This is a genomic window from Citrobacter tructae (assembly GCF_004684345.1).
GTDB classification, from domain to species: domain Bacteria; phylum Pseudomonadota; class Gammaproteobacteria; order Enterobacterales; family Enterobacteriaceae; genus Citrobacter; species Citrobacter tructae.
Map to the genome: position 1 here is coordinate 1,050,104 of NZ_CP038469.1, position 14,472 is coordinate 1,064,575.

Genomic DNA, 14,472 nt, shown 5'->3' on the forward strand with positions numbered 1-14,472 from the left:
CCTCTTTTATTCGGGTGATATCCATGGGATGGATATATTTCAGAAGGTATCTGATGTCACCATCAACATCAACGAGAAATCAGGTAAAGATTAAAGAGAAGATCTATATTTTCAGTACAAATATCTGTAGGTTACTTACGAAAAGCAAAAAACCCGGCGCGAGGGCTAACCGGGTTAAAATATCAATAAATTATAATGTATGAAATGTGTTAACCGCTAATCTGATCCATAGCCTGCAGAATACGCTTATCCGAAATCGGATACGGTGTTCCTAGCTGCTGGGCAAAGTAGCTGACTCGCAGTTCTTCTATCATCCAGCGGATCTCTTTTACGTCATCGTCTTCACGACGAGCGGGAGGGAGTTTATTAAACCACTGTTGCCAGGCCTGCTGCACGCTGTCCACTTTCAGCATCTGCGCGCGATCGCGGTGCGGATCGATGGCCAGTTTCTCCAGCCGTTTTTCAATCGCCTGCAGATAACGCAGCGTATCGCCCAAACGCTTGAAGCCGTTACCGGTGACAAATCCACGGTAGACCAGCCCGCCCATTTGCGCTTTGATATCCGAAAGCCCCAGCGCCATGGTCATATCCACGCGACCTTTGAGACGTTTGTTGATATTGAACACCGCCGTCAGGATCTGTTCGACCTGTTTAGCAATCTCCACCACGGTGTCGTTCAGTTCGGCACGCACTTTCTCGTGCAGCGCCGCAAAGCCCTCTTCCGTCCACACTGGGCCACCGTTGGCATCGATCAGCCGATCCACACCGCAGGAGATACAATCGTCAATTAAATCCAGCACTTTGCCATACGGGTTAAAGTACAGGCCCAGCTTGGCCTTGTTAGGCAGTTTTTCGTGCAGATACTTGATGGGCGACGGAATATTCAGCAGCAGCAGGCGGCGTAAACCGCTCCACATTGCCTGCTGTTGTTCCAGTGGATTATCAAACAGTTTGATGGCTACGCTGTCACGCTCATCCACCAGCGCTGGCCACGCTTTAACCTTATAGTTGCCGCGTTTTTGCTCATAGCTTTCCGGTAGTTGGCCGAAGCTCCAGATATGCAGCCCGCTCTGTTCGATGCCGTCGTCTGCCACTGCCGACAGCGTTTCCTGAACTTTGCCCTTCAGCAGGTCTTTCAACCCCTGCAGCGAACGTCCCTCCTGCAGCTTCTTGTTTTTATCGTCCACCACCCGAAAGGTGATTTTCAGATGATCGGGCACCTGATCCCAGTGCCAGTCGTCGCGGTCAACGGTCACACCGGTCATCCGTCTGAGTTCACGTTCCAGCGAGTCCAGCAACGGCAGTTCCAGCGGTGTCACGCGGCCTAAAAACGCTTCCGCGTAGTTTGGTGCGGGTACAAAGTTGCGCCGCACTGGTTTCGGCAGTGATTTAATCAAGGCGATCACCAGTTCACGACGCAACCCCGGTATTTGCCATTCAAACCCGGCCTCTTCGACCTGGTTTAACAGCGGCAGCGGAATATGTACGGTCACACCGTCAGCGTCAGCGCCGGGTTCAAACTGATAGCTCAACCGCAACTTGAGATTGCCCTGATGCCAGAAGTTCGGGTAATCCAGCTTGCTGATTTTCTCCGCGCCCTCTTTGATGAGCATGCTCTTTTCAAAGTTGAGCAGATCCGGCGTCTCGCGGCTGACCTTTTTCCACCAGCTATCAAAATGACGGGCAGAAACCACATCATGGCTGATACGCTGATCGTAAAATTCAAACAACGTTTCATCGTCGACAAGGATATCGCGGCGGCGTGATTTGTGTTCTAACTCTTCCACTTCCGCCCGCAGCTTCAGGTTGTCGCGGAAAAACGCATGGCGCGTCTGCCAGTCACCTTCCACCAGTGCATGACGGATAAACAGTTCGCGCGACAGCGCAGGATCGATCTGGCTGTAGTTCACCTTACGGGCAGCGACAATTGGCAGACCATAGACGGTGACTTTTTCTGTCGCCATCACCGCGCCCTGCGCGCGCTCCCAGTGAGGTTCACTGTACGAGCGTTTAATCAGATGCTGGGCAACCGGCTCCACCCACTCAGGATCGATACGCGCGGCAATACGCCCCCACAGTCGGCTGGTTTCCACCAGTTCTGCCACCATCGTCCATTTAGGCGGTTTTTTGAATAAGCCGGAACCGGGGAAGATCGAGAAACGGGCGTTACGCGCGCCGGTAAACTCCTGCTTATCGGCATCTTTCATCCCGATATGCGACAGTAAACCGGTCAGCAGCGCGACGTGGATTTCCCGATACTCAGCGGGTTCGCTGTTCACCGGAATACCGAGCTCTTTCACCACCTGACGCAATTGAGTGTAAATATCCTGCCACTCACGCACGCGCAGATAGTTGAGGAAGTCGAGCTTGCACTGACGGCGGAACTGGTTCGACGATAGCGCTTTTTGCTGCTCGCCGAGATAATTCCACAGATTCACAAACGCAAGGAAATCGGACTCTTTGTCGTGGAAACGACGGTGTTTTTCGTCGGAAGCTTGCTGCTTGTCCATCGGGCGCTCACGCGGATCCTGAATGGACAGCGCCGAGGTAATGATCATCGCCTCACGCACGCAGCCATGTTTCTGCGCTTCCAGCACCATGCGCGCCAAACGTGGATCGACCGGTAGTTGCGACAACTGACGGCCTAACGGGGTTAGCTTATAAGCTGTTTGCTGCTCATCGGTGGTGATCGCACCCAGCTCTTCCAGCAGACGCACACCGTCCTGAATATTGCGTTTATCCGGCGCTTCAACAAACGGGAACGCCGCGATATCCCCCAGGCCCAGCGCGGTCATTTGCAGAATAACGGACGCCAGGTTGGTACGTAGAATTTCCGGGTCGGTAAACTCCGGGCGCGACAGGAAGTCGTCTTCGGAATACAGACGAATACAGATCCCTTCCGATACGCGTCCGCAGCGACCTTTACGCTGGTTGGCTGACGCCTGCGACACCGGTTCGATCGGCAAACGCTGGACTTTTGTGCGAAAGCTGTAGCGGCTGATACGCGCAGTACCCGGATCAATGACGTATTTGATCCCCGGAACCGTCAGTGAGGTTTCCGCCACGTTGGTCGCCAGCACAATGCGGCGCCCACTGTGCGACTGGAACACGCGGTTCTGCTCGCTGTTGGACAGACGCGCATACAGCGGTAACACTTCCGTATGACGTAAATCCAGCTTATTCAGCGCATCGGCTGTATCGCGAATTTCGCGCTCACCGCTCATGAAGATCAGAATGTCGCCCTGACTTTCACGCCCCAGTTCATCCACCGCGTCGAAAATGGCCTGCAACTGGTCACGCTCGGTGTCGTCCGCATCTTCCACAATCGGGCGATAGCGCACTTCCACCGGATACGTTCGACCGGACACTTCGATAATTGGCGCGTTATTGAAATGCTTTGAAAAACGCTCCGGGTCGATGGTCGCCGAGGTGATGATGATTTTCAGATCCGGGCGGCGCGGTAGCAGCTCTTTCAAATAGCCGAGCAGAAAGTCGATGTTCAGGCTGCGTTCGTGGGCCTCATCGATGATGATGGTGTCGTACTGCATCAGCATCCGATCCTGCTGGATTTCCGCCAGCAAGATACCGTCCGTCATCAGCTTAACCATGGTGTTATCACTCACATGGTCGCTAAAACGCACTTTATAGCCGATGCAGCCGCCCGGCTCGGTTTGCAACTCTTCGGCGATACGGTTAGCCACGGTACGCGCTGCCAGACGACGCGGCTGGGTATGGCCGATCAGCCCTTTCACCCCGCGTCCCAGTTCCATACAGATTTTCGGCAACTGAGTGGTTTTACCGGAACCCGTTTCCCCGGCAACAATCACCACCTGATGGTCGCGAATGGCTTCCAGGATGTCCTGTTTTTTCTGGCTGACGGGCAAGTTTTCCGGGTAGGTAATGTCCGGTCGCGCCGCTTCACGCAGCACAACTTTACCGGCAGCCTGTTCAATCTCTTTCGCCATCTCCTGGTAAATGGCCTGTTGTGCATCAGGATTTTTAACCTTCTTCACGCCGTGCAGGCGGCGGGAAAAACGCTGCCTGTCACGCAGCATCAGCGATTCCAGCTGGTTCTGCAACATAGCGAAGGTGAGTTTTTGTTGTTCTGTCATAGCGTTAGAGGGCAGTGCTCTGCCGGGTTAAATCTCTTTAAGATGATAGGTATAGAGTACCACATCGGTGCTTTTCATGTGTTGTTCAATAATTTCGAACATAGGATTCGATATATTGCGCTATCACTGCGGCAGAATTGTGAATAAAGTGTCAACAAGCAACGGGGCATATCCCCTTTCAAACACATAAAAGGAAACACCCATGAGCAAGGTATTAGTTCTCAAATCCAGTATTCTGGCAGGGTACTCTCAGTCTGGTCAGTTGTCTGATTATTTTGTTGAACAGTGGCGTGAAAAACACTCTGCTGACGAAATCACCGTCCGTGACCTGGCTGCAAATCCTGTTCCGGTACTGGATGGCGAACTGGTGGGTGCGATGCGCCCGAGCGATACGCCGCTGACGCCGCGTCAACAGGAAGCACTGGCGCTGTCTGATGAGCTGATTGCTGAGCTGAAAGCGCATGACGTGATTGTGATCGCCGCGCCGATGTATAACTTCAACATCCCGACGCAGTTGAAAAACTACTTCGACCTGATTGCGCGTGCTGGCGTCACTTTCCGTTATACCGAGAAAGGGCCGGAAGGTCTGGTGACCGGCAAACGTGCTGTTATTGTGACCAGCCGTGGCGGCATCCATAAAGATACGCCAACCGATCTGGTGACCCCGTACCTGTCCACCTTCCTGGGCTTTATCGGCATCACCGATGTGAACTTCGTGTTTGCTGAAGGTATCGCTTACGGTCCGGAAGTTGCGTCTAAAGCGCAGTCAGATGCGAAAGCTGCTATCGATAGTGTCGTCGCTGCCTGATGACTTTCCCTCTCACCATCCGGTGGGAGGGATTCTACCCTCACTTACTTCTTTGCCTGCGCCTGCATCTGCTTGCCGTGAATGCGATTAATATCACGCCAAATAGTTGCATAATCCCTGCATTTCGCCAGATTCTCTTCCCAGCAATGACGCAAAAACTGTTCAGGCTCCGCGACATCCCGGCTTAACAGTTTGAATACCCAACGATTCCAGACATACCACTTGAAAAGCCACATGATTTCACTCCAGGACGCTACCGGAGGGGAACTATATCAGTATCAACACCGCGCCGTGTGGCAACTATTGCGCTGCCACAAACACTATATCAGCATCATCAACCAGGCCGCCCACAACGCAGCAACCCAATAAAGCGTGCGCCGAAACTGTGTCAACGCCCCCGCCTGACGCTCAGTCAAAGTTAGCGTCTTCAGCCTGTCGCGCCGCCAGATAGCGTAAAGCGCCTCTCCGGCCTGCGTGTTGTTTTGCTCAGCGAGCAGCGAAAAATAACGAACGTCAAGCCACAGTCGCCAGCAGCCAAACCAGACGCTGGCGCACAGCAGCGCGATAACCGCACGGAACACACCTGACTGTGCGACAAAAATCACCCACACCATCGGCGGTACGCTAAAAAGCAGGATGAAGCGCCAGCTTGCCAGCGTGTGCCGCAGCAAATCGCGTTGCAGTGCCTCATCATTTGTTACACCGTCACTTTCTGCTGCCATTGCTGTAGCATCTCCAGATGTTTATCCGTCAGCACCACCTGTGCCCTACGTTCGCGAATATGAGCCACTGCCTGCTCTGCCGTCGCCACATGGCTGTACTGCAACAGCCACGCCGCAACCACCATCGCACTGCGCGACAGCCCCAACGCACAATGAACCAACACCGCCCCCTGCTCCTGACGCAGCCTTTCCAGCCCATCAACTGCTTGCTGTAATTCTGCTTCCTCCGGAATCACCAGATCCAACATAGGTATGCAAGAATAGGCTCGCATGGCGGTAGCACGCCCACGTGCAAACTCAAAGGTGAGGTCCAGCACCGCATTTTGTTCAGGAACACAGCGCGGAAAGCTGCCGAGATAAACGCCAGCAGCAATGTTGCTCACTGGCGGTAAACGGCGGGTAAACCAGCGCATCGACAACCACATCCCGATTCGCCACGGCAGCGTCAACCCATACACGGCGGGCGGCAGTCGGCCCTGCTCATCTTTACCCGTAGCCGCTGTGCCGAATCCGCCATAGCCGTAGCTCACCATCAGCAACGATACGGCAGGCCACAGCAGCCAGGAGGTCAGCCATGCGCCAGCGGCAAGGCACAACACGGCACCCAACAGATAGCGTCGCATCAGCCTTAATCGCGCCGCATCTGGCTGGCACCAGCGCCAACGGCGTTGTTCCGGCACCATCCAGTCAATCAGCATACCTGCCGCCAGACCGGTAATGATATCGATAAAATGATGCTGCCAGGTGGTGAGCACCGACACGGCGATCAGTAAGAACCAACCGTCGCACAGCCTGCGCCAGCCACCGCTAAGATGGTGACTGAAATGCCGCCACAGCAGCCAGCAGAGGATAATATGCAGCGATGGAGACTGGTTATAGGGCAAGTCGAACTGTTCGAGCTGGGCAAACAGCCAGCCTGCCGCGCCGTTGACTTCAGGGCGCGTAAAACTAAACTGGAGTGGGAACAACAAAAAACCGACGCAGGCGATAAGCGACGCCAGTATCAGACGCCACACCAGACGCCGTTGTTCGAATCGCGTGGCGCAGACAAACAGCGACAGCCCGTAAAACAGATCCAGACTCCAGTAAGGCAGAATGGTCCACTGAAGAAAGGGAATGGCAGACTCCCAGCCAAACACGATACTGCCGACGTTATCATGCTGTGCGTCCTGCCAGGCAGTAAACTGATTGACCTGACCATAAGTAAGGAAGAAAAAAGGTGCCAGCAGCAATAACCAGCCAACTGCCTGCACCAGCACCTTACGACGTTCAGTCCCCACGCCGCACCGCCATGGAGACGGTGAAAATCCCCCATTCATCAATCAGCTGCGTGCACTTATCAAATCCGGCTTCTCGCACCAGCGCATCCATTTCGCCCTGCGTACGCACGCGCATCACCCAGGCTTTGCCATCTTTGTGGCTGGTCAGCGACCAGGCGATGGTTTTTAACTGCGGATGCCAGGGCTGGCCGGTGTAGATCAGCACGCCTCCCGGTGCTATCGCGTCTGCCAGACCGGCGAGCGAATTGCGTACCAGCGTATTTTCGGGAAAGAGTTCATATAAACCCGAGACAATACCCAGCGTAGGACGCGGTTCCAGCGACGCCAGTTGGTCACGGTTGAAGGCATCGCCCTGCTCGAAACGGGCAATCTCAGCCATGCCGCGGCTGGCAATCATCTCGCTGCCTTTCTTGACGTTCAGTTCGCTGTAATCGCGCAGTAAAATCGAGTTGACCGCCGCTTCGCTTTCCAGCGCGTCGAGAACATAGCGCCCGTGTCCGGCCGCGATATCCACCACATGCACCGCACTTCCCTGCTCTGCAAGCTGTGCAACCGCCTGACGAATCAGCATCTGCAAATGGACCTTACGCTGGCGAATCCCCTTCCAGCCCACGCTATTCAGATAGTTTTTGTCAATCAAGCGCCCCAGCGCGCTGCTGCCCTGAGGCTGATTGCGATAGACATAATCCAGCGTACTGCCCGAATCAAAACCGGTATCAAACCCCAGACGGACGCCCGTTGATTGCGTCCCGAGCAATTTCATCCCATAGCGCAGGCCACGGTAGGCAATATCGTCGAGCGAATACGGCGCAGGTCCGCCGCTCAGCATCCGCCAGCTGTCTGCACCGGGGCTCCAGCGGTCTTCATGAGTGTAATCAAAACGCTGCGGCGGCATCGCGTACAGCGTGTCGATAAAATCGCGCATTTTGTCAAACGCCAGATGCCGGTCCTTCTCGCCCAGCGTGTCGTGATAAAACCCCGGCAGCACGTGCAGTTCCTTGAGCGGGTTTCTCAGGCGCTGATAAAAATCAATCTGCGGCTGGCGATGTACAACAAAATCGGACCCGGAGACCAACAACTGCAACGGCAAGGTAATGGCACCGGCATCACTGACAATACGTTCCGCGGTTTTATAGAGATCGAGCAGGATGTTCACCGCAATCGCCCGGGTGATGTGTTTATCCTGGTTAAAGCTCGCCACGCGCTCAGTATCGTGCGTCAGGTATTTGCCTTTGACGTAGGAGTTGACGAAAAACAGGCCGCGCAGGCGATGCATTAACGCCAGTCCTGGACGAGCAAACGGCACGTACAATTTGACTTTGAATGCCGGTGACGCCAGCACCAGTCCGCGAATAAAAGGCGCATAATCATGGGCCCAGGTCGCCGCTAGCACCGCGCCCACGCTTTGCGCCACCACCACCACATCTTCCATTGCGGCCTGACTGTCGGCAGCAGCAAAACGCACAAACTCGTCAACATCCTGCACTGAGCGCGCCAGCGATGGGCTATACCCGCGTTGGCCCGGCGATTGTCCGTGACCTCGCGCATCCCAGGCATAGAACGCGGTGTCCGGCATTGCCAGCTCATCCACAATGTGTTGCAAACGCCCGGAATGTTCGTGCCCACGATGAAACAGGACGATCACTTTGGGCGCAGAACCAGCGGCTAATGCCGGCCAGTGGCGAAAAAACAACGCGGTGTTGTCGCTGGTCAAAAACGGGCGTTCATCCGGCACTCGAGTGTTAGTCATGAGGGTGCTGTCCTGTGGTTTGTTGCTGAAGCAGCAACAATTGCTGCCTGAGATCGTCCATGAAGATGTGTTTATCGCAATCGGCGGCCAGCGGCCTGCCAATGTTGACGTCAATAAACAGCGGCAGCGGAATACGATTCCCCTTCGCCATCACGTGCTCTGTCCCACGCAGCCAGACGGGAATAATCGGCACCTCCGGCATGCGCTGACTGAGGTGCCAGACACCGGATTTCAGCGGGGCCAGCAGCCCTGGTTCACCACGCGTCCCTTCAGGGAAAAGGATCAGTATTTTGCCGTCGCGTAATGCCTGTTCACACTGCGCCAGCGGGTTGGTTTCACCGCCCTTACGCGTGATCGGAATAATATTGAGAATATTGAGCGCAAACCAGGCCATCCATTTATTACGCAGAAAATAGTCAGCCGCCGCCACCGGATGGATAGCCCCCTGACGACGCAGCGGAAACAGCGACAACAGCGCAAAAACATCCATATGGCTGTTGTGATTCGCCACCACGATCGCCGGCCCCTGCTTCGGCAGTCGATCCCGGTGCCTGACGCGCAGCCCAAGCCACAGCCAAATCACCGGCCAGACGATGCACAGCGTAAACAGCGTTCGCAGAAATGAATTGATCATAAGTTAGTAGTAAAAGTAGCGAATGAAGTGGAAAAACACCGGGGCGGTGAAGATCAGTGAATCCAGCCGATCGAGAATACCGCCATGGCCGGGCAACAGCGTACCGCTGTCTTTCACACCAATGTCGCGCTTAATGGCCGACATCACCACATCGCCACAGAAGCCGCTGATCCCGATAATAAACCCTGCCAACATCGCCATTGGTATACTTAACGGCGTCATTATTGGCCCCAGCAGCGCCGCCGCAAACGTGGTGGTCGCCACGCCGCCGACCAGACCCGCCAGCGTTTTGTTGGGGCTGACCTTTGGTATCACCTTAATGCGCCCCATTGATTTACCCCACAGGTACTGCGCAATGTCGTTGAATTCCGTCAAACCGACGAGGAAGAGCACCAGCAGTGCGCCGGTCTGCTTGCCATCTGCGGGCAGCACCAGCAAGAATGCAACGTGGCTGAACGCAAACACGGTGGTCATCAGGCTCCAGTGATGCTGGGAGGCGTAGCGTAAAAATCCCTGGGTGTCGCCGGCGATCACCATGCGGACGGGCAAGAATAAAAATGCATACACCGGGATAAACACCACAAACATGCCGTACCAGTTGATGCCAATCAGCCAGTAGTTAACAGGAATCGCAATAAACATCCACAATAGCGGCATGCGATCGGTCTGGCGCGAAGGGGCCAACGTTAAAAACTCCTTTAACGCCATAAAACTTACCAGCGCAAAGAAGGTCAATGCCAGCCAATGCGGGCTTAAGATCGCCAGCGAAAACAGAACAATGATCACCCACCAGGTGCGGATACGCAGCGTCAGCTCACGCCAGTCTTTACCCGGACGCCGCCATACCAGCAGACCATTCAACAGCGTCGCAATCAGCAGTAAGGCAAAAATCACCGCCAGCGATTTTTCTAGCAGCATCATTTTGTCCCCTCTTGGCGTAATGCACTTTTGCAGCGGTTAACGACCGTCCACAGCAACAATAATGTGGCAATGCCCCAAACGACGTTGTTCCACTGCACCAGCTGCGGCCACAGCGCCAGTGCCAGCCCCCATGCGCCAAACACCAGTGCCCTGTCGCTCTTGCCCAACGGCCCGGCATAGCTGCGCACGCCATTGATAGTTTGTGCCAGCACGCCGCAGAACTCCGTCATTACCGTACAAAACAGCATGGCCAGCACCAGCAGCGCGTTACTGCCTGGGAGCAGCATAAAGGGCAGATACAGCGCGAGATCGGAGAGAATATCTCCGGTTTCATTGAGAATAGCGCCCAGACGGGATTGTTGATTACATTCACGCGCCAGCATGCCGTCCAGCGCATTGAGGGCCATGCGTATAAATAAAATGATGGGTAAAAGAATGAAGAGTTTAGGGTTGGGGAAAATAAACAGCACCGCGCCAGTGATAAAAGAAAGCGCCATCGCGGCCAGAGTAACGTGATTGGCGGTGACGTTTTTTTTCTCTAACCAGAACATTAGCGGGCGTAAAAGCGCCTGGAAGGCAGGCTTTATCTGATAAAGCGTCATCATCACTCCTTGATAATTCGTTGATTCAATTATAGTGGATCAATTAATCGTTGCCTGCCTGATACATCTCATTGATTAAAAATCAGATTACTTTTTCAACCACTTCCCGTTAATGCCCTGGACGTATTCCCCTGGTTTGGCGCGAGCCACCAGTTTTTGTCCGGCCATTTTTGCCACTTCATCAACGGGAATATTGTTACTCTCGGCCAGCTGTTGGTAGCTGGCGCTACGCGCTTTGTTAATCTCACTCACCAGCGACTGGGTTTCCGCATCGGTCTTCAATGCGACAAGGTAGCCATTGAGCGTTTCACCCACCCGTCCCTGGGTTCTGGCGTCCGCCAGGGTCAGGGCAAAGGCGTTAGCGCTCAACAAACTTAGCAGCAGTATGGTCACTTTTAGCTGTTTTTTCATCATCACCTCAGAATAAATCACTGCGTGATTTCAACAGGCTCTCGACGTCTTTATCGACTTTAATATGGATCTCATGCTCGATTTTGACGTTCATATTGATGGTGATGGGCTCTTTCGGCGCTGCAACTTCAATGCGCGGGGTGCACCCTACCAGCAAAGATGACGCCAGCAGTCCCAGCATGGCCGCGATAGTTTTCATTGTTGTTCCTCACATTCCTTGCCTTCCAGGCAATGGGTTTCGGGCAGCGCTGCATTTTGCTCAAGCCATGCCTGTAAATTGTCGCCAAAACGCAAACTGCGCCATAGCGTAAAGACGTTTTCTTCATGGGTGTAATTCAAATTCACCGTTCCCACTTTGCCATCCACCCGACTATTACCGGTGACGGCAGCCTGCATGGTTAACACGCCGAGGTTATCCAGATTAATTTTCGTCCAGGAATGGGTGATTTCCATATAGCGGAGCCAGTTAATCGCCGCACCAGCCGCCATATTATCTTTGACCACCGCATCCGCTGTGTCTTTGTCGATACGCAACGTCATTGGTCCCGGGTTGGTCAGCCAGCCGTCTTTGATAATCCACTTTTCATTGTTTAACCATAACGGCAGTGCGCCGCTGACCGGGCCGGACATGGCAAATTGTTTGGGGTTAACCGCGCTGATAAGCTCGCTGGAAGAGATATTCTGCACTCGCACTAATGCCGGATCGTGCTGCGGCATGCGCAGTTGCTGCATCACCACTTTACCGCCCAGCAAGTCGGCGCTGACATCGCTCAGCAGCAATGGGTTATCTTCGCTCCAGGGATACCCGCCCTGTAGATCGGCGGTGATATTTTTCACCGTAACCTGATTCACCACTTCCGCGATGCGTAATGAAATTGGCCCGCGTGTGCCAAGTTGCCATGCACCTTCGCTAAAACGAAACGGCAGCACAAAATCGACACCATTGATCTGGTTATCGGGCATCCAGGCGCTACCGCCTTTTAATACCCCATGACCGCCCGCCTCAAAGCCCTGTTCCGGGGCGGCGGAGAAAGCAACCTGGGCATACAGTTCACCTTCACGCAGGTTCATTTTCCAATCAGGTGGTACCAGCGGCTGGAATACGGTGAGCGATTGTTTTGGCCACCAGGCCTGACCACGCAGGCGGATGCCATCCCAGCGGCCATTCAACTGAACCGGGCCAATTGCGCCAGCGTGCAACTGCCCTTTGAACTGGAATATCGTCGGGTCGGTCCCTTCAACGCTGAACTTTAGGGTTGAAGGCGGCAAAGTACTGCCCCCGGAAAAGGTGGTTTTTCCGGCATCCAGCGACAGCGCGCCGCTAAACGTCGGCTGTGCTGCGTCCCGCACCCACACGATCGGTTCATCCATCACCAGACGCGGATTCTCCACTTTCATGGTGCCGTATTGCAGATGATCGAATCCGGTAGAAAGATCAAAAAGTTTGATGGTGTTGTCGTGCCATTCACCCTTGCCTGCCACATCCCAGCGTGCATGCATCGGCGTAAAACTGCCTTCGCCCCAATATCGCCACTGCCAGCGACCAGCGTCAGGAAGGAAATCATTGGCCAGACCATCGAGATGCAGTTCAAAACCGCCCATCTGGTTTTCATGAGCGCGTAAAATAGCCTGTAAGCGCCCGTCCACTCCACGTTGGGTCACCTTGACCCCAGCAAGCGGCCAGCGGATTTCGTCAATATCCAGCGAGTTAATAATCCGTCCACGGGAACGCAGCAGCGCGCCTGGCTCAAAAGCCAGCTGCGGATCGTTCAGACTGCCGCTGAGTTTAGCGGGTAACATCGCATAAAAAATCAGGTCGCCCTGCTTCGCCTCGCCAGTTAACTGCAACGGCATGTCACTGTTATCCATGCTAAGCTTGCCCGGACCAAGGGTTAACACCGCATTTCCTTTGCCCGCATCGCCCTGCGTCAGAATGTTCAAACGCCCGCTTACTACCGCATTTTCCACACCGGCCTGCCAGTTTTCGACTTTCACACCCAGCCGACCACTTAACGGGAATCCCTGATACGGCCAGTTCCAGCGTCCGTCGCTGATAGTCAGTTGCTGGCGGGTAATTTCCCAGGGGAGATCCAGCAACGGATCGGCATTGTCCCGCGCCATCACGATCAACTGCCCGCTGTTTTCTCGCCATTCCAGCTCTGCATCCACAAGCGTTGGCTCCTGCGGCAGGCTAAGGGTCGCCACCGCATGACCGCCCACCGGCAGCCCATCGGGCACCAGCGGCATAGTAAACTCACCCACAAGTTTCACCGGCGGTTGCCCCTCAACAGCCGCAACAGACAGTTCGTTTACCGTGAGATTTTGCCCGTGCAGACGCCCCTGGAATTTGACCTTTTCACCCTGATAACTCACCTGCTGAATGGCAGACGTCAGCGAGAGCGACAGCTTGCCCTGCCACTCCTGCCACGGAGAAAGAATGAGCTTATCGATGTTAATCCAGGTGTTGGGCAGCATGGATTGCCATTCTGCCAGCGTTTTAGGCGCAGCGGGCGATGGCTCCGTTTGCGGCAGTTTGGCCAAGCAGGCGGAATCCAGTTCAATACTGCCGACGTTCAGCAGCCAACGGCTAGGATGCGACAAATCTGCCTGGGTGATACGCGCTAGCGGGCAATCATCGACCAGGTAGCGGAGTTCGGGAATATGCAGTCCGTGCCGGGTAAGCCGCGGACTCTCATCCATCGCAATGCGCGTACCGACAGGCAACCAGATGCCCGCCAGCGTAGGAACCCACAGACCCAACGTCATCAACAACGTCAGCGGCACGAGGGTCAACAATAAGAGTAGCGCCAATACGGCCTTATATTTACCCTTCATGGGTAGTTAATATCCTGATTTAGCAAAAATTTAAGCCGGTTTCGACTTGTATTGTGGCATGTTTAGCTAAGCATGCCCACATTAAGAATCGGTGCCACCAAAACATACAGATTATCTATAAATAGTGAATTATTCAGAAAATAACATTTAATTCAATAAGATAGGTAATGATTTAATATGGCACGCTGTGACGCGTGCCGTCAGGAATGATTTCAACACAGACGCGGAAAATGTAGGCTCAATGATGACTCAGTTGTCCATCGCTGTGTTTAGGTCCTATACGACCGGCCTCTATGAGAATTTCCTCTATGAGTTCTTCAAGACACTCCTTACCATGGTGATCACAGACAAGATGCACCTGCCGGGAAATTTCCTCAGACTTCATACCATCGCATAA

The 14,472-nt window shown here is 54.2% G+C and carries 12 protein-coding genes; 1 reads left to right on the forward strand and 11 read right to left on the reverse strand.

The annotated features are described in order from the left end of the window. Window positions 1-209 precede the first annotated feature (209 nt). Window positions 210-4,112 (reverse strand): ATP-dependent RNA helicase HrpA, encoded by a 3,903-nt coding sequence (gene hrpA / locus E4Z61_RS05580; protein ID WP_135321915.1) that lies wholly within the window; start codon window positions 4,110-4,112, stop codon window positions 210-212. 202 nt (window positions 4,113-4,314) lie between these two features. Between hrpA and azoR the strand changes: the two genes are divergently transcribed. Further along, window positions 4,315-4,920 (forward strand): FMN-dependent NADH-azoreductase, encoded by a 606-nt coding sequence (azoR, locus tag E4Z61_RS05585; protein ID WP_135321916.1) that lies wholly within the window; start codon window positions 4,315-4,317, stop codon window positions 4,918-4,920. Window positions 4,921-4,964: 44 nt separating this feature from the next. Here azoR and E4Z61_RS05590 read toward each other — a convergent pair whose 3' ends face one another. The 10 genes from E4Z61_RS05590 to E4Z61_RS05635 form a co-directional block, all read right to left on the reverse strand. Further along, the gene (locus tag E4Z61_RS05590; protein ID WP_135321917.1) at window positions 4,965-5,156 is read right to left on the reverse strand and encodes a hypothetical protein; all 192 of its coding nucleotides are present in this window, start codon (window positions 5,154-5,156) and stop codon (window positions 4,965-4,967) included. Between the two features lie 84 nt (window positions 5,157-5,240). Further along, complete coding sequence (locus E4Z61_RS05595) at window positions 5,241-5,642, reverse strand: hypothetical protein (protein WP_135321918.1); 402 nt, start codon at window positions 5,640-5,642, stop codon at window positions 5,241-5,243. Further along, entirely contained in the window at window positions 5,618-6,961 is a 1,344-nt protein-coding gene (locus tag E4Z61_RS05600) for a phosphatase PAP2/dual specificity phosphatase family protein (RefSeq protein ID WP_167817526.1), read from the reverse strand. Before E4Z61_RS05600 ends, E4Z61_RS05595 begins: the two co-directional genes overlap by 25 nt. Then, window positions 6,912-8,672 carry a bifunctional alpha/beta hydrolase/class I SAM-dependent methyltransferase gene (locus E4Z61_RS05605; protein WP_135321920.1) on the reverse strand — a complete coding sequence of 587 codons (1,761 nt, stop codon included), beginning with the start codon at window positions 8,670-8,672 and terminating at the stop codon, window positions 6,912-6,914. The genes E4Z61_RS05600 and E4Z61_RS05605 overlap by 50 nt, the downstream gene beginning before the upstream one ends. Beyond that, window positions 8,665-9,303, reverse strand: coding sequence for a lysophospholipid acyltransferase family protein (locus E4Z61_RS05610; RefSeq protein WP_420808708.1), 639 nt, complete (start codon window positions 9,301-9,303; stop codon window positions 8,665-8,667). Before E4Z61_RS05610 ends, E4Z61_RS05605 begins: the two co-directional genes overlap by 8 nt. A 6-nt stretch (window positions 9,304-9,309) precedes the next feature. After that, window positions 9,310-10,227 (reverse strand): phosphatidate cytidylyltransferase, encoded by a 918-nt coding sequence (locus E4Z61_RS05615; protein WP_135321922.1) that lies wholly within the window; start codon window positions 10,225-10,227, stop codon window positions 9,310-9,312. Continuing rightward, complete coding sequence (locus E4Z61_RS05620; protein WP_135324882.1) at window positions 10,224-10,829, reverse strand: CDP-alcohol phosphatidyltransferase family protein; 606 nt, start codon at window positions 10,827-10,829, stop codon at window positions 10,224-10,226. The genes E4Z61_RS05615 and E4Z61_RS05620 overlap by 4 nt, the downstream gene beginning before the upstream one ends. Window positions 10,830-10,916: 87 nt before the next feature. After that, window positions 10,917-11,240, reverse strand: a complete 324-nt coding sequence (locus E4Z61_RS05625; protein ID WP_135321923.1) for a YdbL family probable chaperone protein — start codon at window positions 11,238-11,240, stop codon at window positions 10,917-10,919. Window positions 11,241-11,247: 7 nt separating this feature from the next. Continuing rightward, the gene (locus E4Z61_RS05630; protein ID WP_003020350.1) at window positions 11,248-11,439 is read right to left on the reverse strand and encodes a YnbE family lipoprotein; all 192 of its coding nucleotides are present in this window, start codon (window positions 11,437-11,439) and stop codon (window positions 11,248-11,250) included. Next, complete coding sequence (locus E4Z61_RS05635) at window positions 11,436-14,075, reverse strand: YdbH family protein (protein ID WP_135321924.1); 2,640 nt, start codon at window positions 14,073-14,075, stop codon at window positions 11,436-11,438. The genes E4Z61_RS05630 and E4Z61_RS05635 overlap by 4 nt, the downstream gene beginning before the upstream one ends. Between the last annotated feature and the right edge of the window lie 397 nt (window positions 14,076-14,472).